The organism is Tardiphaga sp. vice304, from assembly GCF_007018905.1.
GTDB lineage: Bacteria > Pseudomonadota > Alphaproteobacteria > Rhizobiales > Xanthobacteraceae > Tardiphaga.
The window spans coordinates 4,924,026-4,942,320 of sequence record NZ_CP041402.1; the positions used below are offsets into that span (position 1 = coordinate 4,924,026).

General features: G+C 63.1%; 18 protein-coding genes. 6 read left to right on the forward strand and 12 right to left on the reverse strand.

Annotation, left to right across the window (positions count from 1 at the left end):
* Nucleotides 1-120 precede the first annotated feature (120 nt).
* The 8 genes from FNL56_RS23535 to FNL56_RS23570 form a co-directional block, all read right to left on the reverse strand.
* Nucleotides 121-1,266, reverse strand: a complete 1,146-nt coding sequence (locus FNL56_RS23535; protein WP_143582406.1) for an ABC transporter substrate-binding protein — start codon at nt 1,264-1,266, stop codon at nt 121-123.
* A 280-nt stretch (nt 1,267-1,546) separates the two neighbouring features.
* Nucleotides 1,547-2,695 carry an ABC transporter substrate-binding protein gene (locus FNL56_RS23540; protein WP_143575261.1) on the reverse strand — a complete coding sequence of 383 codons (1,149 nt, stop codon included), beginning with the start codon at nt 2,693-2,695 and terminating at the stop codon, nt 1,547-1,549.
* Nucleotides 2,696-2,804: 109 nt separating this feature from the next.
* Complete coding sequence (locus tag FNL56_RS23545; RefSeq protein WP_168203013.1) at nt 2,805-4,688, reverse strand: feruloyl-CoA synthase; 1,884 nt, start codon at nt 4,686-4,688, stop codon at nt 2,805-2,807.
* A gap of 38 nt (nt 4,689-4,726) precedes the next feature.
* On the reverse strand, nt 4,727-5,518 hold the full coding sequence (locus FNL56_RS23550; protein WP_143575262.1) for a crotonase/enoyl-CoA hydratase family protein: 792 nt from the start codon (nt 5,516-5,518) through the stop codon (nt 4,727-4,729).
* A gap of 231 nt (nt 5,519-5,749) precedes the next feature.
* Entirely contained in the window at nt 5,750-6,211 is a 462-nt protein-coding gene (locus tag FNL56_RS23555; protein WP_143575263.1) for a DUF3237 domain-containing protein, read from the reverse strand.
* A complete protein-coding gene (locus FNL56_RS23560; RefSeq protein WP_143576340.1) occupies nt 6,208-7,512 on the reverse strand; it encodes a TRAP transporter large permease in 1,305 nt (434 codons plus the stop codon). The genes FNL56_RS23555 and FNL56_RS23560 overlap by 4 nt, the downstream gene beginning before the upstream one ends.
* 10 nt (nt 7,513-7,522) lie before the next feature.
* Nucleotides 7,523-8,017: a TRAP transporter small permease gene (locus tag FNL56_RS23565; RefSeq protein WP_441351311.1), complete on the reverse strand. Its 495-nt coding sequence runs from the start codon at nt 8,015-8,017 to the stop codon at nt 7,523-7,525.
* Between the two features lie 235 nt (nt 8,018-8,252).
* Nucleotides 8,253-9,287: a TRAP transporter substrate-binding protein gene (locus FNL56_RS23570; RefSeq protein ID WP_143575265.1), complete on the reverse strand. Its 1,035-nt coding sequence runs from the start codon at nt 9,285-9,287 to the stop codon at nt 8,253-8,255.
* Nucleotides 9,288-9,468: 181 nt separating this feature from the next.
* Between FNL56_RS23570 and pobA the strand changes: the two genes are divergently transcribed.
* Both pobA and FNL56_RS23580 read left to right on the forward strand, forming a co-directional pair.
* Nucleotides 9,469-10,641: a 4-hydroxybenzoate 3-monooxygenase gene (gene pobA, locus FNL56_RS23575; protein ID WP_143575266.1), complete on the forward strand. Its 1,173-nt coding sequence runs from the start codon at nt 9,469-9,471 to the stop codon at nt 10,639-10,641.
* Nucleotides 10,642-10,847: 206 nt separating this feature from the next.
* On the forward strand, nt 10,848-11,267 hold the full coding sequence (locus FNL56_RS23580; protein WP_143575267.1) for a PaaI family thioesterase: 420 nt from the start codon (nt 10,848-10,850) through the stop codon (nt 11,265-11,267).
* Here the strand turns inward: FNL56_RS23580 and FNL56_RS23585 are convergent.
* The gene (locus FNL56_RS23585) at nt 11,264-12,169 is read right to left on the reverse strand and encodes a LysR family transcriptional regulator (RefSeq protein WP_143575268.1); all 906 of its coding nucleotides are present in this window, start codon (nt 12,167-12,169) and stop codon (nt 11,264-11,266) included. The two genes, FNL56_RS23580 and FNL56_RS23585, sit on opposite strands and share 4 nt — an antisense overlap.
* A gap of 118 nt (nt 12,170-12,287) precedes the next feature.
* Here FNL56_RS23585 and FNL56_RS23590 point away from each other — a divergent pair, with 118 nt between their 5' ends.
* From FNL56_RS23590 to FNL56_RS23605, 4 genes are all read left to right on the forward strand, one after another.
* Nucleotides 12,288-12,839: a carboxymuconolactone decarboxylase family protein gene (locus FNL56_RS23590; RefSeq protein WP_143575269.1), complete on the forward strand. Its 552-nt coding sequence runs from the start codon at nt 12,288-12,290 to the stop codon at nt 12,837-12,839.
* Between the two features lie 81 nt (nt 12,840-12,920).
* Complete coding sequence (locus FNL56_RS23595; RefSeq protein ID WP_143575270.1) at nt 12,921-13,532, forward strand: pyridoxamine 5'-phosphate oxidase family protein; 612 nt, start codon at nt 12,921-12,923, stop codon at nt 13,530-13,532.
* 176 nt (nt 13,533-13,708) lie between these two features.
* Entirely contained in the window at nt 13,709-14,029 is a 321-nt protein-coding gene (locus tag FNL56_RS23600; RefSeq protein WP_143575271.1) for a YkgJ family cysteine cluster protein, read from the forward strand.
* A 163-nt stretch (nt 14,030-14,192) separates the two neighbouring features.
* Nucleotides 14,193-16,409, forward strand: a complete 2,217-nt coding sequence (locus FNL56_RS23605; protein WP_143582407.1) for a sensor domain-containing diguanylate cyclase — start codon at nt 14,193-14,195, stop codon at nt 16,407-16,409.
* A 16-nt stretch (nt 16,410-16,425) separates the two neighbouring features.
* Here the strand turns inward: FNL56_RS23605 and FNL56_RS23610 are convergent, their stop codons facing one another.
* From FNL56_RS23610 to FNL56_RS23620, 3 genes are all read right to left on the reverse strand, one after another.
* Entirely contained in the window at nt 16,426-16,845 is a 420-nt protein-coding gene (locus FNL56_RS23610; protein WP_143575272.1) for a hypothetical protein, read from the reverse strand.
* Between the two features lie 139 nt (nt 16,846-16,984).
* Entirely contained in the window at nt 16,985-17,389 is a 405-nt protein-coding gene (locus FNL56_RS23615; RefSeq protein WP_143575273.1) for a DUF3307 domain-containing protein, read from the reverse strand.
* Nucleotides 17,390-17,435: 46 nt separating this feature from the next.
* A complete protein-coding gene (locus FNL56_RS23620) occupies nt 17,436-18,293 on the reverse strand; it encodes a DUF6537 domain-containing protein (RefSeq protein ID WP_143575274.1) in 858 nt (285 codons plus the stop codon).
* Between the last annotated feature and the right edge of the window lie 2 nt (nt 18,294-18,295).

The following is an 18,295-nucleotide window of genomic DNA, read 5'->3' on the forward strand; positions in this document are numbered from 1 at the left end:
CGAACCTCAGCCGATCCAATTGGATCGGCGGGGAACCTCGACATGTTCAGCGCAAAACATCTCGGGATTCCGGGTTCGCGTTCAGCTATCGCCGCCCGCGCCCCGGAATGACAGTGAAAACTACTCCGCCGGAACGTACTTGCCGTTCTTGACGGTCAACAGCATGCGCGAGCGGTCATCGACGCCGTTGCGATCTTTCTCCGTGAAGTTGTAGACGCCCTGCGTCGCGGCCATTTCATTCTCGGACAGCAGTGCCTCGCGAATGGCCTCGCGGAATTCCGGCGTGCCGGGCTTGGCGGTCTTCAGCGCCAACGGAATCACGCGCTTCAGCAGCTCGAAGGCATCGTAAGCGTGACCGGCGAACTGGTTGCGGCTGTTGGCGCCGTACTTGGCTTCATAGGCGGCGTTGAGCACGAGGCCCGGCTTCTTGGTCAGCGCCGAATCCGGCTGGCATTCCGGATACATCACCGGGCCGGACGCCATCAGCACGCCCTCGGCGGACTTGCCGGCGATGCGGATGAAGTCGATCACGGCGGCGCCATGGGTCTGGTAGATCAGCCCCTTGTAGCCGCGGTCGCGCAGTTCGGATTGCGGCATCCCGGCGCCGGCGCCGGCCGCACCGACCAGAATCGCGTCGGGATTGGCGGAGATCAGCTTCAAGGCCTGGCCGGTGATCGAGGTGTCGGGGCGCGCGAAGCGCTCGTCATCGACGATCTTCATGCCCATCGCGCCGGTCTGCTCCTTGAAGTCGTTGAACCACAGGTCGCCATAGGAATCCGAGTAGCCGATATAGCCGAGCGTCTTCACGCCCTTGGCCTTCATGTGGTCGTACGTGACCTTGCCGACGATCGCGACCGGCTGCGGCATGTCGACCGACCACTTTTCGCGCGCCGGCGTGAACGGCATCGGCGACAGACTGAAATGCGGAATGCCGGCTTCGTTGGCGACGGTGGACATCGCGATCGACGACGGCACGATCGAGGAGCCGATCATCACGTCGGCCTTGGATTCGGTGACAAAGCGGCGTGCATTGGTGGTGGCGGCGGCCGGGTCGCCACCATCGTCCAGCACGATCAGCTTCAAGGGCACGCCGCCGATTTCCTTGGGCACGAATTCCAGCACGTTGCGCTCCGGCACGCCGAGGGCCGCGGCGGGGCCGGTGGTGGACAGGCTGAGGCCGATGGTGATCTCGGGGGTCTGCGCCCAGGCGGGCGCGGCAACGGCCAGCGACGCCGCGAGGACGGCAGCGAGGTGAAGCTTGGACATGGGTTCTCTCCGTAAGCGCTGTCGCGCAGGTTGCAACTGCGGGACGACGCGCGCAGAGTCGAAAAGCCGGCCCTCTTGGCGAAGGCCGGCTCTTTTACTCGGTTATGCAGGGTGGGCAAAGGCGCTGTTGCGCCGTGCCCACCTTTTCATCCTGCCGGGGTGGCGGGCACATGGTGTTGGCGTAGCCCGGATGACAATCCGGGACCGGCCCCTCCCCATGACTGTGAGCCCCGGATTACGTCATCGCGCGGCGATGACTTCATCCGGGCTACAGACGGCGTTAGTTCGCCGGGACGTACTTGCCATCCTTCACCGTCAGCAGGATTCGGGCACGGTCGTCGAGGCCGTAGCGATCCTTTTCCGTGAAGTTGTAGACGCCCTGCGTCGCGGCTATTTCCTTCTCGGACAGCAGCGCCTGGCGGACGGCCTCGCGGAATTCCGGCGTGCCGGGCTTGGCGGTCTTCATGGCCACGGGGATGACGCGCTTCAGGATCTCGAAGGCGTCGTAGGAGTGCCCGGCGAACTGGCTGCGGCTGTTCGGGCCATACTTGGCCTCATAGGCCGTGTTCAACGCGAGGCCGGGCTTCTTGGTCAGCGCCGAATCCGGCTGGCCTTCCGGGTTCATCACCGGACCGGACGCCATCAGCACGCCCTCGGCGGCCTTGCCGGCGATGCGGATGAAGTCCATCGAGGCCGCGCCGTGGGTCTGGTAGATCAGGCCCTTGTAGCCCTTGTCGCGCAGCTCGGTCTGCGGCAGCGCCGCGGCGGTGCCGGAGGCGCCGACCAGGATGGCATCGGGATTGGCGGCGAGCAGCTTCAGCACCTGGCCGGTCACCGACGTATCCGGTCGCGCGAAGCGTTCTTCGGCAACGATGTTGATGCCCATCGGCACGGCCTGGTTCTTCAGGTCGCCGAACCACAAATCGCCGTAGCTGTCGGAATAGCCGATATAGCCGAGGGTCTTCACGCCCTTGGATTTCATATGGTCGTACATCACCTTGCCGACGATCGGCACCGGCTGCGGCATTGCGACCGACCATTTGGCGCGCTCCGGCGTGATCGGCAGCGGCGACAGCGCGAAGTGCGGAATGCCGGCCTCGTTGGCGACATTCGACACCGCGATGCTGGTCGGCGTCACGGCCGAGCCCATGATGATGTCGACCTTGGACTCCGTGACGAAGCGCCGCGCATTGGTGGTCGCCGCGGTCGGATCGCCGCCGTCATCGAGCACGATCACCTTCAGCGCCGTGCCGCCGATTTCCTTCGGCACGAATTCCAGCGCGTTGCGCTCGGGAATGCCGAGGGCGGCCGCGGGGCCGGTGGTGGAGGTGGTGAAGCCGATGGTGACCTCGGCGGTCTGCGCCAGTGCAGATCCCGCGAAGGCCAGCGAGGCGGCCACAGCCGCAATCGCCAAACGATGTCTGGTCATTGAACTCTCTCCCTGATGGTCTTGTTTTTGTGGCGGTGTTTTAAGGTAGTTCGAACGTCCGAGCAGCCCCTTCTTTAGGTCAGCATGACGGTAAAGTCAGCTACCCCCGTCAAATAGTAATCGCCTTCGCTTCCTCAGTCCCCGCATAGATCGCCTCGATCAGCGCGGCGCGATGCTCCAGCACGGCGCGCTGGTTCACCGAGCCCTTGTCGGTGACTTCACCGCGGTCGATCGACAGCGGCGTGTCGAGCAGCACGGCACGGGAAATCCGGGTCGAAGAGCCCGTGGCGCCGGCTAGAAACATGATCAGCCGGTCACGGAAGGCATCGCGGATCAGCGGATCAGCAGAAGCAGCGGCCAGGTCGTTGAGCGGCAGCGTCGGGTTGATCAGCCGGCAGCCGTCGAGATCGAGGATCACCAGCGCGGACAATTCGTCGCGGTTGATGCCGGCGATGACGACATCGCGGACCAGAGGCGCGCAGGTGCCGATGAAACGCGCGCGCAGCGGGCCGACGCTGACCCAGGTTCCGGAACCCAGCTTGAAATCCTCCGACAGCCGGCCGTCGAAATCAAAGCCCTTGCTGAAATCGTCGATATCGACCGGCTTCAGCGCGTCGCCGAAGATGTAGTAGCCCTCCTCGTCGAACGCCTTCGCCGTCAGATCCGGCTGGCGCCAGTAGCCCGGCGTGATGTTCGGGCCGCGGGCGCGGACTTCCAGCTTGCCGTTGTTCGGCACCAGCTTGGCGTCGTTGCCGGGCACCGGCAGGCCAACATGGCCGGACCGGCTGGTCGCGGGGGTCACCGACATAAAGAACGGCGCGGTCTCGGTGGCGCCGAGCCCGGTCAGCATCGGCACCCGCGTGCCGGTGGTCCGCACCGAGAGATCGTCCAGGCTGTCCCAGACGTGCGGCGACAGGCCCGCACCGCTGAAGAACATCGCATGCAGGCGGCCAAAGAATTTTTCGCGCAATGCGTCGTCGTCGCGCAGATAGGGCAGCAGCGTCTCGTAGCCCTTGGGGACGTTGAAATATACCGTCGGCGAAATCTCGCGAAGGTTGCGGACAGTCGCGTCGATGCCGGACGGCGTCGGCTTGCCCTCGTCGAGATACATCGAGCCGCCGTTGACCAGCGTCAGGCCGATGTTGTGATTGCCGCCGAAGGTGTGATTCCACGGCAGCCAGTCGATGATCACCGGCGGCTCGTCTTTCAGGAAGGCCAGCGTATCGCGCAGCATGATCTGATTGGCGCACAGCATGCGCTGGGTGTTGATGACCGCCTTGGGATTGCCGGTCGAGCCCGAGGTGAGCAGGAATTTGGCGATCGTATCGGGACCGATGGCGTCATGCGCGGCGTCCAGACCGGCGGCCTCCGGCGTCGCGAGGAGATCGCTGAGCATGGTGACGGGGCGGTCCGGCAACGCGCCGCGCGAGACGACGATTTCGGTATCGGCAGGCACGTTGAGGCGGATCGCATCAGCAAAGGCATCGGCATCATCGACATAGACCAGGCCGGGCGTCAGCAGCCCGATGACATATTTGAGCTTGCCGAAATCCTTCGAGACCAGCGAATAGGCCGGCGACACCGGCGCATAGGGAATTCCGGCATACAGCGCGCCGAAGGCGATCAGCGCGTGATCGACCGAATTGCCGGACAGCACCAGGATCGGCCTGTCCGGCGACAGTCCGCGCGCCAGCAGCGCCGAGGCGATGCGACGGGCGGCGTCGAGCATCTGGGCGTAGCTGACTTCACGCCAGCTGCCATTCTCGGCGCGCTCCGCCATGAACACGCGCTCCGGCGCCTCGGCGGCCCAGTGGGTCAGATAGTCCGTGATGCGGTCGGGGTATTCGCCGATCGGCGTCACCGGGCGCAGGTAGATGGTGCCGTCGTGGTGACGCTCGATGGTGACGGTGGGATCGCCGAACGAGATCGGGCGCAGCGGATGCGCGGTTTCCGCCCGTTTGGTCTGATCGCCTTTTGCGGCTGTTGCAGACATGTTGTTTCGACCCTGTTTATTATTGTTTCGAAGAACGATCAGCCGGGCTGCACTTTTCCTGTCTTGCGATCGAGGAAGTCGCGGATCCGGTTCTTGGCCTCCTGGTCGCTCTGCGCCACGCTGGCCATCAGCGCTTCCAGCATCAGCCCGGTCTGCGGGCTGGCCTCGGCGATCAGCGGCAGCGCCTGCAGCACCGCGAAATTGGTCATCGGCGCATTCTGCGCGACGCGCTCGGCGAGTTCGATCGCCTTGGCCAGTGCGCCGCCGGCGTCGGTAAGATACTGCGAGAAACCGAGCGGCACGCCCTCGGTGGCATTGTACACCCGACCGGTCAGCATCATGTCCGCCATCCGCGCGACACCGACCAGCCGCGGCAGCCGCACCGACCCGCCGCCGCCGACAAAGATGCCACGGCTGCCTTCCGGCAGCGCGTAATAGGCGGAGGGATCGGCGACCCGGATATGGCAGGCGCAGGCGAGCTCCAGCCCGCCACCGATCACCGCGCCCTGCAGGGCAGCAATCACCGGCACGCGGGCGCGCTCGATGCCGTCGAACACGCGGTGCCACATCCGCGAATGCATCAGCCCGGCGGTCGCGTCGCGTTCCGACAATTCGGAGAGGTCGAGGCCGGCCGAGAAATGCGCGCCGACGCCGTGGATCACCACCGCGCCGATCGCCTCCGGCAGCGTCGCGAAGGTGCGCTCGAGTTCGAGAATGATGCCATCGTTCAGCGCATTGCGCTTCGCCGGCCGGTTGAGGCCGATGGTCAGCACCCGTCCGCTGGTGTTCAGCGCGAGCAAGGACGGGGTGATGGAAGCAGCGTCGGCCATGAAAAGCGATCCTGGTGATAATAATTATAGGATATAACTAAATTGAGGGGAGTCAATCTTGTGATGCGGCGTCTTCCTTCTCCCCTTGTGGGAGAAGGTGGCGCGGACGAAGTCCGCGTCGGATGAGGGGTTACCAAGCTCGGCGCCCGTGGCTACCCCTCACCCGTGCGCGCTAACGCGCGGCCACCCTCTCCCACAAGAGGTGAGGGAAGGACCCCGCGCCACGGTGCCTTACAGCACCTGATGCACGTCGAGTTCGACGCGGTCCGGATGCCGCGCGCCGACGCCGATGAACAGGTTGTGCATCAGCCAGCGGTACTTCGCAGCTCCGGTCTCGAATTTCGGCACCGAGCGAAAATAGATCAGCGCCGGGTCCACTGCCTCGCCCTTCGCAATGCGGTCGAGCGCCTCCTTCGGGCCAAAGCGGATGCCGATGTTCTCGATGTAGATCACCGCACCGTCGTCCAGCTCGAAGGCGTATTTGGCTTCCAGCTCGGTAAAACCGTCCGGGCGGATGATCTGGAAATCCGCGCCGGCCGGATAAATCGTCCCGTGCATGCCCTCCCCGATCACCTCGCCGCCAAGGATCGGAATGATGCGCCGCAGGCCGTGGCCGAAATCGCCGGCGACGATCGGCGCACCCACGTGGATCGCGAGGGTGAAGACGTATTTCGTCTGCAGCTGCGGGGTCATCCGATCATCCGTGTCGGCAGCCAGGTGGCGATCAGCGGGAACAGGATCAGCAGCACCAGCCGGATCAGATCGGTGACCACGAAGGGCAGCACCCCCTTGAAGATGGTCGACATGCTGACGTCCTTGATCACGCTCTTGATGACGAACACGTTCATGCCGACCGGCGGATGGATCAAACCAAGCTCGACCGTCATGACGATGACGATGCCGAACCAGATCGGATCGAAGCCGAGCGCCATCACCACCGGAAACACGATCGGCACGGTGAGGATCACCATCGCCATCGCGTCCATCAGGCAGCCCAGCACCAGATACATGAGCAGGATCAGTGCCAGCACGCCGTAGCGGCCGATGCCGAGGCTGGTGAGGAATTCGGTGACGTGCTGAGGCGTCTGGGTGATGGTTAGGAAATAGCCGAAGCACAGCGCGCCGATCAGCACGGTGAACACCGCTGCCGCCGTCCGCGTCGCCTGCAGCAGCGATTGCAGGATACCTTCGCGATTCAGCTTGCCGCGCAGCACACCGATCAGGAACGCACCGACGGCGCCGACCGCGCCGGCTTCGGTGGGAATGAAGAAGCCGCCATAAAGCCCCCCGATCACGAAGACGAACAGCAGCAGCGGCGACCACACGTCGCGAATCGCCAGCGCGCGCTCATGCCACGAGGACTTGGGCCCGGCCGGCAAAAAGTCCGGCTTCACCACGCCGATGACGGCGATGGTGATCATGTGCATCACGATCGCCAGCAGGCCGGGGATAATGCCGGCGATGAACAGCTTGCCGATGTCCTGCTGGGTGATGATGCCGTAGACCGCCAGCACCGTGGACGGCGGCAGCATCGCGCCGAGCGTGCCGCCGACCGCGATCACGCCGGTGGCGAAACTCTGCGGATAGTTGAAGCGCCGCATTTCCGGATAGGCCACCGCGGAAAACGTCGCCGCGGTCGCGACCGAGGAGCCGGAGATCGCGGCAAAGCCGCCGCAGGCCGCGATGGTGGCAATGCCGAGCCCGCCCTTCCAGTGGCCGACGAAGGTGTTGGCGGCACGGAACAGTTCGCGACTGATGCCGGACACCGACACGAAAGCGCCCATCAAGAGGAACATCGGAATCACGCCGAAGGAATAATCCGTCACCGTGCGCATCGTGGTCTGGCCGATCAGCTTCAGCGCCGGCGCGAAACCCGTGAGATAGCCGAAGCCGGTGATTCCCACGAGCCCCATCGCCATACCGACCGGCACGCGCAGCAGCATCAGGACGAACAAGGTGACGAACCCGATCAGCGCGACCGCTTCATTGCTCAAATCCATGCGATCACTCTGCGGTCTTGATTTTTGAATCGTGGATCTCTTCCGGATGGAAGATCAGCCGGTAGGTGCGAAACCCGATCAGCAACACGGCGGCGCCGTCGCCGATCCATGACACCAGGAAGAACGGCCATACCGGCAGTTGCAGGTCCATCGTCACGAGGTTGCTGTTGTAGGTGTCGACGACCTTGTCGAACAGCGTATAGGTCTGCACGGCGACGACGAACAGCAGCACCAGCGTTGCAAACACGTCGATCCAGCGCTGATATTTCGGCGTCGCGTTGGCCCATATCAGATCGACGGTGATGTGCGAGCCGCGGTAGGAGGTCGCAGCGATGCCCCAAAAAATCAGGATGCCGAGCATGAACTGGCCGACATTGTAGTAATCGGGAATCGTCACAGCAAAGAACTTGCGCATCACCACCGCGATGAAGGTGTTGAGCGCAACGATGCCGACGAACAATGCCGCGATCCACTCGATCGAGTCGATGAAGCGGTCCATCACGTTCTTGCGCGGCGGATCGGGCGGCCCGGTGATGACGCCGTCGGAAGTGATTTCGGGAGAAGTCATGAGGTTTCCAGAGAGTGTCATTCCAGGGCGGAAGCAGCGTCAACCGCGACCGAACCTCAGCCATTCCAATTGGAATGGCGGGGAATCTCGAATTGTTCAGAACAGATCGAGGTTCCGGGTTCGCACTCGGCTCACGCCATGTGCGCCCCGGAACGACAGTTTGTTGCTACAACCCCGCATCAAACTTCTTCAGCGCGGCCTTCAGCTCGGCATCGATCGCCTCGGCGTCGCCGCCGGCTTTCTTCACAGCAGCGGCCCAGCTGGTGCGCAGCGGCTCGACGCCCTTTTTCCATTCGGCGAGCTGTTCCGGCGTCAGCTTGTAGACCTCATGGCCTTCCAGCGCCTTCATCTTCTCGCGGCCATTGGCCTCGAAATCGACCCAGGGATCGGTGACCTTGGAGGCCCATTCCGGCGTGCAATGGTCGTCGATAATCTTCTTCTGTCCGGCCGACATCGCGTTGTATTTGGCGAGATTGATGTTGTAGGTGAACACCGTCGTGTAGAGTGGCGTGTCGATGTGATATTTGACGACCTTGTCGATGCCGAACAGGAAGATCGACCCCCACGGGAACGCGATCTCATCGGCAACGCCGCGCTCGATCGCGTCGCGGGATTCCGGCGCCGAGGCCTGCACATTGGTGCCGCCGAACAGTTTCACCATTTCGCCGATCGTGCTCTGCGCCGGGCGCACCTTCACGCCGTTCAGATCGCCGGGCACCACGATCTTCTTCTTGCCGTGCAGCGAGCCTGGATCATGGATAAAGGCGAAGCACAGCTTGGTGTCCTTCATCTCGGTTTGTGCGTATTTCCGGTACCACTCGTTGAGTGCCAGCGTGCCCTTCTTGCCGTCGGCGAAGACGAACGGGATCTGCCCCGCACTGATGATCGGGAAGCGGCCGGGCTGGTAGCCGGGATTGACATAGGTGATGTCGGCAATGCCGTCGCGCGCCATGTCGTAGTGGTCGAACGCCTTGCCGAGCTGCTCGGAGGGAAACACCGACATCTTGATGCTGCCGCCGGAGGCCTTCTCGATGTCGGCCGCCCAGGCCTGCGTCGCCGGCACCAGCGGATGCGCCGGCGGCACCCATAGCGAGACCTTCATGGTGACGGTCTTGTCCTGCGCCGCCGCAGGATTTATCGCCGGCGGCATCGCCGAAACCACGCACGCAGCCGCCAGCCCTGCGAAAATTGCTTTCCTCATCGAGGTCGCTCCCTGTGTCCTGCGAACCCGTCCTCTTGGACGTGATCACCAAGCCTTGATCGGCTCTTTGCGTATATTGTTATTTAATATAACCATTATTGCAAGCCGGGTTTGCAGGGCGCGCGTCTGATTTAACGACCAGCCGCTCCCGGTTCAGATCGAGACAATACGGGAGTCACCCTTGCGAACCAAAGTAGCCATCATCGGCGCCGGCCCGGCCGGCATGCTGCTCGGACAGCTTCTGCATTCCTACGGCATCGACAATATCATCCTGGAGCGCAAGGATCGCGACTATGTGCTGGCCCGGATTCGCGCCGGGGTACTCGAGCAGGGCACGGTCGGCCTGCTGGAGAAGCTCGGAATCACCGAGCGGCTGCACCGTGAGGGCCTGATCCATGACGGGATCGAACTGTTGTTCGGCGGCGTCCGCCACCGCATCGACCTCAAACAGGCCTCGGGCGGTCAGATCGTCACGGTTTACGGCCAGACCGAGGTGACGCGCGACCTGATGGACGCCCGCGTGAAAGCAGGCCTCTCCACCATCTACGACGCGGACAATGTCAGCCTGCACGATTTTGATGGCGACAGCCCACGGGTGCGCTACGTCAAGGACGGCGTCAGCCATGAGATTTCGTGTGACTTCATCGCCGGCTGCGACGGCTTCCACGGCGCGTCGCGCCAGAGCGTGCCGGCAGGCGCGGTGAAGACGTTCGAGCGGGTCTATCCGTTCGGCTGGCTCGGTCTCTTGTCGGACACGCCGCCGGTGTCGCCGGAACTGATCTACACCAACCACGAACGCGGCTTCGCGCTGTGTTCGATGCGCTCGCCGACGCGCAGCCGTCATTACGTCCAATGCGCGCTGGACGAAAAGGTCGAGGACTGGTCCGACGACCGGTTCTGGGACGAATTGCGAGCCCGGCTCGATCCGGAGGCCGCGGAGGCGCTGGTCACCGGGCCTTCGATCGAGAAGAGCATCGCGCCGCTGCGCAGCTTCGTGGCCGAGCCGATGCGGTTCGGAAAACTGTTCCTCGCCGGTGACGCCGCGCACATCGTGCCGCCGACCGGCGCCAAGGGCCTGAACCTTGCCGCCTCCGACGTGCACTATCTGTCGCAGGCGCTGCGCGAGTTCTACGACGAGAAATCTTCCGCGGGGATCGACGGCTACTCGGCCCGGGCCCTGATGCGGGTGTGGAAGGCGGTGCGGTTCTCGTGGTGGATGACCTCGATGATGCACCGTTTCCCCGACGCGGACGGCTTCGGTGGCAAGATCCAGCAGGCGGAGCTCGACTACGTCGTGCATTCGCAGGCCGCGACCGCGTCTCTGGCGGAAAATTACGTCGGCCTGCCTTACTAAGGATCCGTCATTGCGAGCGGTGCGAAGCAATCCAGCCATGCCGCTAGCTCGGCAAGCAAAGACTGGATTGCTTCGTCGCGAGTGCTCCTCGCAATTATAAACGCGCGCAACCTGTTTGAAATCCCGTTTTAAACTTTGTTGTTCTGTCATCGCTGACAACGTTACGCTCTTATGGAGGCACCCCTCTCCATCGCGAGTATCATTACATGACTTTCCCCGACATCCCCGACGGCTTTGCACGCCACGACCGGTCGAGCCCGCTCACTGAACCATGGGAGCCGATCTGGTCGAAACGCACCGACCGGGCGGTGATCATCGGGTTGCGGCTCGCCACGCCGCACACCAACTCCCGGGGGCTGGCCCATGGCGGGTTGATTTCCTCACTTGCCGACAACGCCATGGGCTTGAGCTGCGGTCACATGCTGGGCGGCGGCACGCGGCTGCTCACCGCCAGCCTTACCGTCGACTTCGTCGGCTCTGCGAAAATCGGGCAATGGCTGCAGATCGCGCCCGAGGTGATCAAGACCGGCCGCAGACTGTGCTTCGCACAGTGTCTTGTCACAGCCGATAGCACAGTCTGCGCCCGCGCCAGCGCAACCTTCAGCGTGGTGCAGACAAGCGACTAACGGGCCGCACCTGCAAAATTCCAGTCAGCAATCTCCGCCGCCAGGTCGATGAAGGCACGCACCTTGGCCGACAGCAGCCGCGAGGTGGGATAGACGATGTGGATCGGCATCGCCGGCAACTCATGGTCTGCCAGCACGATCCTGAGCCGTCCCGCCGCGACGGCGTCGGCCGCCTGATAGGCCAGCACCCAGGTCAGGCCGCCAACGTGCTCGGCGTGCCAGATCGCGGGGTCCGCGATATTGGTAATGAAATGCGGCGCATGGCTGATGCGAATTTCCTCTCCACCATCGATGAATCGCCACTCCGTCACGCCGCCCATCCCGCCGAAGTGAATCGTGTCGTGCGCGGCGATGTCGTGCGGCGTTTTCGGTTCACCGCGACGTGCGAGATAAGCCGGCGACGCCACCACGATACGCCGCATGCTGCCGATGCTGCGCGCAACAAGACTGGAGTCGGCGAGATGTCCGATGCGGATCGCGGCATCGACGCCGTCCTCCACTAGGTTGATGACACGATCCGACAGTCGCAACTCGCCCGATACTTCGGGGTAGCGTTGCAGAAAGCTGGACATCAGCGGCGTCACATGGAGCCGGCCGAAGCCGACCGGCGCCGACACCACCAGTCGTCCGCTTGGCTGCGTGCGCTCGGCCTGCGCGGAACCTTCGGCCTCCTCGACATCCGCCAGAATCCGGCGCGCACGCTCGAGGTAGCGCGCGCCGACGTCGGTGAGCGTCACCGAGCGGGTGGTCCGCTGCAACAGCCGGGCGCCGACCCGCTCTTCGAGAGCGGCAATCAGCCGCGTGACATTGGAGGCCGACAGCCCCATTTTTCGTGCGGCAGGCGCAAAGCCCCGGAGATCGGCAACCGCGACAAAGGCGGTCATGGCATCGATACGGTCCATGTGACTATTTCATAATATGAAATAATGTAGTGTCAATTTGAATAATTGTTTCTCTTATTGGGAGATTGCATCTTAGGCGCACCGGAGAGCGACGCTCCCCCAGCCTAAAGGAAAGCAAATGTCCCGTATCGCCACTCCCGTCTCCATCGAAACATCGCCGGCCGCTTCGCAGCCTTTGCTGCAGGCGGTCAACAAGCAACTCGGCCTGGTGCCCAACCTGTTCCGTCTGGTGGGCACCAGCCCGGCCGCACTGGAAGGCTATCTCGGCCTCAATGGCGCGCTGGGAAAGGGCAAGCTCGATGCCCGGACCCGCGAGCGCATCGCTTTGGCCGTCGCTGAAATCAACGGTTGCAGCTATTGCCTGTCGGCTCATTCGTATCTCGGCAAGAACCTGGCGAAACTGTCGGACAGCGAAATCTCCGCCAACCGTGCCGGCGGTTCGGAAGATCCCAAGGCCAATGCAGCGGTGCGCTTCGCGGTTCGGATCGTGACCGAGCGTGGCCATGTCTCGGATGACGATCTCGCCTCGGTCCGACAGGCCGGCTATGACGACGCGCAACTGCTCGAGATCGTTCTGCACGTCGCACTGAACACGCTGACAAACTACGTCAACGAAGTTGCGAAGACCGAGATCGACTTTCCGGTGGTGACCGTCGCTGCCGCAGCCTGAAACGACGACCGCGCGACGCATCGCCAGCGATGGCAATGCGTCGCAGCAGACATGACGTGACAGCGACGAAGGAGTGTTCCCATGTCAGAGCCACAGGCGTTCAACAGCGACGTCGCCTTTACGCCCACCGTCAAGACGATCCAGTCGCGCAAGGGCTCACGTGCAGCCTATGCCCGCGTCGAGCAAAACGGTGGCTGGCGCAGCGAAGTCGACGATCACCTCACGGTCTTCCTCGCCGAGGCCGACAGCCTGTTCCTGGCCACCGCCAGCGCCGACGGCCAGCCGTACATGCAGCATCGCGGCGGGCCGAAGGGCTTCGTCAAAATTCTCGACAAGCACACGCTGGGTTTTGCGGACTACAGCGGCAATCGGCAATACATCACGCAAGGTAATCTCGCGGAGAATACGAAGGCCCACATCTTCATCATGGACTACGCGCATCGCCGCCGCGTCAAGCTGTGGGGCACCGCAAGGGTGGTCGAGGACGATCCGGCGCTGCTCGCTTCGCTGATGCCGGCCGGCTACAAGGCGCGGCCCGAACAGGTGATCCTGTTCAGCATCAGTGCCTGGGACACCAACTGCCCGCAGCACATCCCGCAGAAATTCGACGCGGGTGATGTGGCCGCGGCATTGGCGGGGCGGGATGCCCGGATTGCCGAGTTGGAAGCGGAACTGGCCAAGTTGAAGAGGTGAGATTGCTGAAGAGGTGAGATTGTCGTTCCGGGGCGCGAGCGCATCAGCGCGAGCGAACCCGGAACCTCGATATGCTTTGAACATTTCGGGATTCCCGGTTCGCGGTCGGCTCGCGCCGCCCGCGCCCCGGAATGACAGCTCTATCGGCAGGAATGCGTCCGCGCTAAACAGCCGCGATGGAAGCTCCCACGCCCGACGACACCAATCCGTGCCAGCCCTGCGGCGCCTGCTGTTCCTATTCCAGCAACTGGCCGCGCTTTACCACCGAGGACGACGCAGAGCTCGATCTCATCCCGGCGAAGTTCGTCAACGACCGGCTGTCGGGCATGCGCTGCGAGGGCGACCGCTGCTCGGCGCTGACCGGAAAAGTGGGCACGCATACCGCCTGCGGGATCTATGCGATCCGGCCGGAAGTGTGCCGGACCTGCCTGCCCGGCGATCCCGAATGCAACATGGCAAGGCGCCGGCATGGAATGCCCGCATTGCCGCCGGGTTGACGCGGCTCGCTCGCGTATCCCGATGCCATTTTGCACACCCGGATACTTCTAAAAAATTCCGTTAAGCTCGTTAGTTAAATGAACGCCGCGAGTAAGGTCAGATTAAAGCTCTGACAGTAGGACTCAACTGGTCCCTCGTTCGGGGAATGCCCGTTGAACGCGTATGAGAACATGGCGGTTTTTTTTCCAAGCCCAGCTCGATTTCATTTTTTTCTTTTATGGTCTGGCGTTCATTCTGCTGGGCGCCGTCTGCTTTGCCATTTCAAAAGCTCAGAGCGGTCGGATCAAATGGAGCATCCTTGGCACTTTTGCCCTGTTGCATGGGATCGGCGAGTGGCTCGACCTGACTGCGCTGATGATCGGCGATACGCCGATGTTTGCGGCCCTGCGTGTCGGGGGCATGACGATTTCTTTTATCCTGCTGATGGAATTCGCGCGTATGAATGCCGGTCAGTTCGATCTTCCGGCGCCCGGCCGATGGATCTATCTGCCTCTGGTCGGCATCGTGGTCTACGCCGCATCGACGGTTAACCTGGGCGCGGCAGCAGCGCTGGCACGCTACATCTTCGGCTTTCTGGGGTCAGTCGGGGCCGGAATGATTTTCATCGCAGAGGCACGACGATCGACCGGTGGTGCGCGAACTTTCGCTGGCTTCTCGGCCATCTACTTTTTCCTGTATGGCATCGCGGCCGGCATTATCGTTCGCGAGGTGCCATTTTGGCCGGCCTCGGTCCTTCATTACGCTTGGTTCATGGCATCAACCGGCATTCCTATTCAGCTCGTACGGGCGCTGCTGGCATGCGCGCTAGCTTTCTCCATCTGGGCAATCTGGGGAATTCTGATCGCCAGAGAACTCGGCTCGGAGCGCTATGCCTCCTACATCCGCAAACAATTCATAGCTGCCATCGGCGCGATCACCACGATTCTGCTGGTCGGCTGGACGCTCACCGAATTTCTGGGCGAAATCTACCGGCGCAATGTCGAACAGACCGCGCGGGGGGACATCGATCTGCTGGCCAGCCGCTTGGCCGGCGAAACGGCCATCGTCGATGGCATGGTGCTAACACTGGCGCGGACGCCCGGCCTGCTCTCCCCCGTCGGCGACGGTCCCCATCAGGGCGATGGATACGGGCAGGGTGCGCTGGACCTCCACGTCAAAGCCGCCGGCGCCACGTCCGGCTATATAATGGATGCATCGAAGAACATCATTGCTGCCTCGACAGAGAACGCGCGGGTCATGACGGAAGCGCTGCCAAAGCGGCTACAACCATCATTTGATGCCGCTATGACCGGCAAGCCCGGGCGTGATTTCGCGTTCGACAGCGATGGCTCAGGCCGCAGTTACGTCTCCAGCATGCCGATCCCGAGCGACAAGGGAACGGTCGCGGGTGTCGCCATCCTCAGCAAATCGCTCGACGGGCTCGAAGACGACCTGACCCGTTTTGGCCGGCCTTATTTTTTCGTCAATCCAGACGGCCTCGTGGTCCTCAGCAATCGCCGCGACTTGTTGTTCAAGCAGTTGTGGCCGCTCGCTGATGGCCAGAAAAACGAACTGGCGCTGCAACGCCGATGGCTCGGCGATCGCCCGATGATGGCAACCGAGCTGATCGGATCGGAATGGATAACGTTTGACGGCAGGCGGGAAATTGTCCGCCGCCGCTTCGCCGAGAACAGCCAATGGTCGCTGCTTGTCGCCATGCCGGCGGAAACGATCGTTGCCAGCCGGCTGATCGGGATCATCGTCACGCTGCTGGGAACGGTCATGGCGCTGATCTATTTCATCGGACGCGAGCACAGCATACGGGAAAGCGTCCAGACGGAAAGCCGGCGGGCCTTACAGAAGCTGGCGCAGGACCTGCGCTTCCAGGCCGTCACCGACCCTCTCACCGGCCTCTTCAACCGCTGGAAATTCGACGATTCGCTGGTTGGCGAAATGGCGCGCTCGGCGCGCTATGGCACGCCGCTATCTCTGGTGCTGTACGACGTCGATCACTTCAAGCAGGTCAACGACATTCATGGGCATCAGGCGGGAGACGACGTCCTGGTCCAGCTTTCACAGGTCGTGTCGGACGGCATCCGGAAATCGGATCTGCTGGCGCGCTGGGGCGGCGAAGAATTTGTCATTCTGACGCCCGGCTCAAGCGGGCCGAAGACTTATCAGGCTGCGCTCAAGCTGTCGCAGAGCATCGCACAGGCGACGTTTGCCGATGTCGGCAGGGTCACCTGCAGCTTCGGCGTCGCGGAGCATGTCGAGGGCGACACCGCGGAAAGCCTGATGGCGCGCGCCGATGGGGCGCTGTATCTCGCCAAGATCAATGGGCGCAACCGGGTTGAAATAGCGACGCTGCCGAACGCCGGCCGGGCGACATCCGTTGCCTAGCGACATCGTCACAGGTTCAGGCGGTAACGCGATTGTCCTGCACGGCCACTTCGGCTTCGTCGTCGAGTTCGTCATCGACCGGCGTGAAGGTCGATAGCGGTTTAGTCGACAGCGTGATCGCCTTGCGGTTGCCGTAGGACGATGGCGACGCGGGACGCGACACTGCCGTCTCATGCGACAGCGCATACAACGTCGAACCGACCCTGCCGCCAAGCTGGATCAACTCGCGTTCGTCGCAGCTCGCGGCAATCGCGATCGCCAGCGAATGCAGATGGCTGCGGCGGTAGCAGAACAGCGCCAGCATGGCACGCACGTCGGACGAAACGCTCTCGACGAGCTGCGGCAGGCCATTCTCGCTGGCCCGGTACATCGCACCGAGCAGGTCTTCCTGGACTGGACAGAAATCGTTTTCAAAAGCTTGTCGGCTGGACCACATGGCTGTTCTCCTCAATCGGGAGGATGCCGCGCAATTTCCTAACGCAGAGTTAACCAAGAGCCTTAATGGCGATATTGGAACTTGAACTCGTGTTCCGAATCAGGCAGGCGCCGCCGCAATTTGGCCGCGTTGGAACCGCTCAGCGGTTGGCCACAAGCAGAATGGCGAGGCCCAGACCGGTCAAATGGTGCAGGGCCTGGTCGATCCCGATCAGCCACCAGAACCAGGGATTGCCGGGTGCGATGCGGTAGCGGGCGACCAGAAAGCCCTTGCTGCGGTCGATCGCAAGATGGATCGCGAAATCGATCAGCCCGATGAACCACAGTTTCGGCTGCACGGCGGCGACCAGCGCCGTCGTCAGCACGCCATGGATCGAGACATGCGCCAGCAGTGGCAAAGCCCATCCGGTCCGGGCGTCCTTGCCCATCGCCATCCAGGCGTTCTGCAGGAAGAAGTCCGCAATGACATGCTTGACCGTAAGCGCCAGCATCCAGGCGAGCAGCGGTCCCAGGGCGATCGACGACGAAAATGCGGGAAACAACAAGCAGGCGTCCTTCTCACCGGCAGCGGCGCTATATCCAGTCGGCCATTTATGCCATCGTGGAACCGGGATTGCACGCCCCTGCCCTGATCTCCGCAATGACTTTGCGCAATTCTTCCCCCTTCGGATCGCGCGGCACATGGCGGGCCCTGGCGATGGCGGCAGCCAGGTCCGGCAGCACCAGCGGGCCGTCGAACACCGGCTTGGCCAACCCGTCGATAATCTGGTGCCAGGCCGCCATGCCCGTCCGGTAGCCGGTGCCGTAGCCTTCGATCATGGTCGCCATCTGCACCACCGCGCCGACCGCCGCCGGCTGCCGGGTCAGCGCGCGATCGATCATGTGCAGCCAGCGCTCGACCCAGACGCGCTCGACCGCATAGCGCGCCGACAGCCGCCGCGAATGGCGCAACGAGGACTCTAGCTTGAGACGCTGGATCCCCCACCAGCTCGCATTGCTGAAGCGAATCGGCACGGTCCGATGCGCGCAGCGGACGATCTCGACCATTCGCAGCAGCGGCCCGCCGGCAATCACCGGCAGCGCGCCAAGCAGCTCGTCGCAGCGAAACCGCCGGACGTCGATCGCATGGCGGCCCTGACCCGGCGCTTCCTGCAATTTGAGCTGCGCGATGCGGATCGCGTCGAGATAGGCCATCCGCTCCGCCAGCAGCCTTGCGATCTCGGCAAACAGCGCGTCATCGACGCCGCGCCGGCCAATAAAGCGGCGCAGCCGGTCGCAATACAGCTGCGCATAGGCCTGGCTTTGATAGTCCGTGAGCAGCGCCACCCCAGCACGCGCCGCGGGCAGCACCTGATCCGGCAGGCCGGCCGGCAGCACGGCCGGCGTGCTGTGATCCGGCCCGACCAGTTCGGTAAGCGTATTGCGGATGACGTTGATGAAGCCGGTCACGA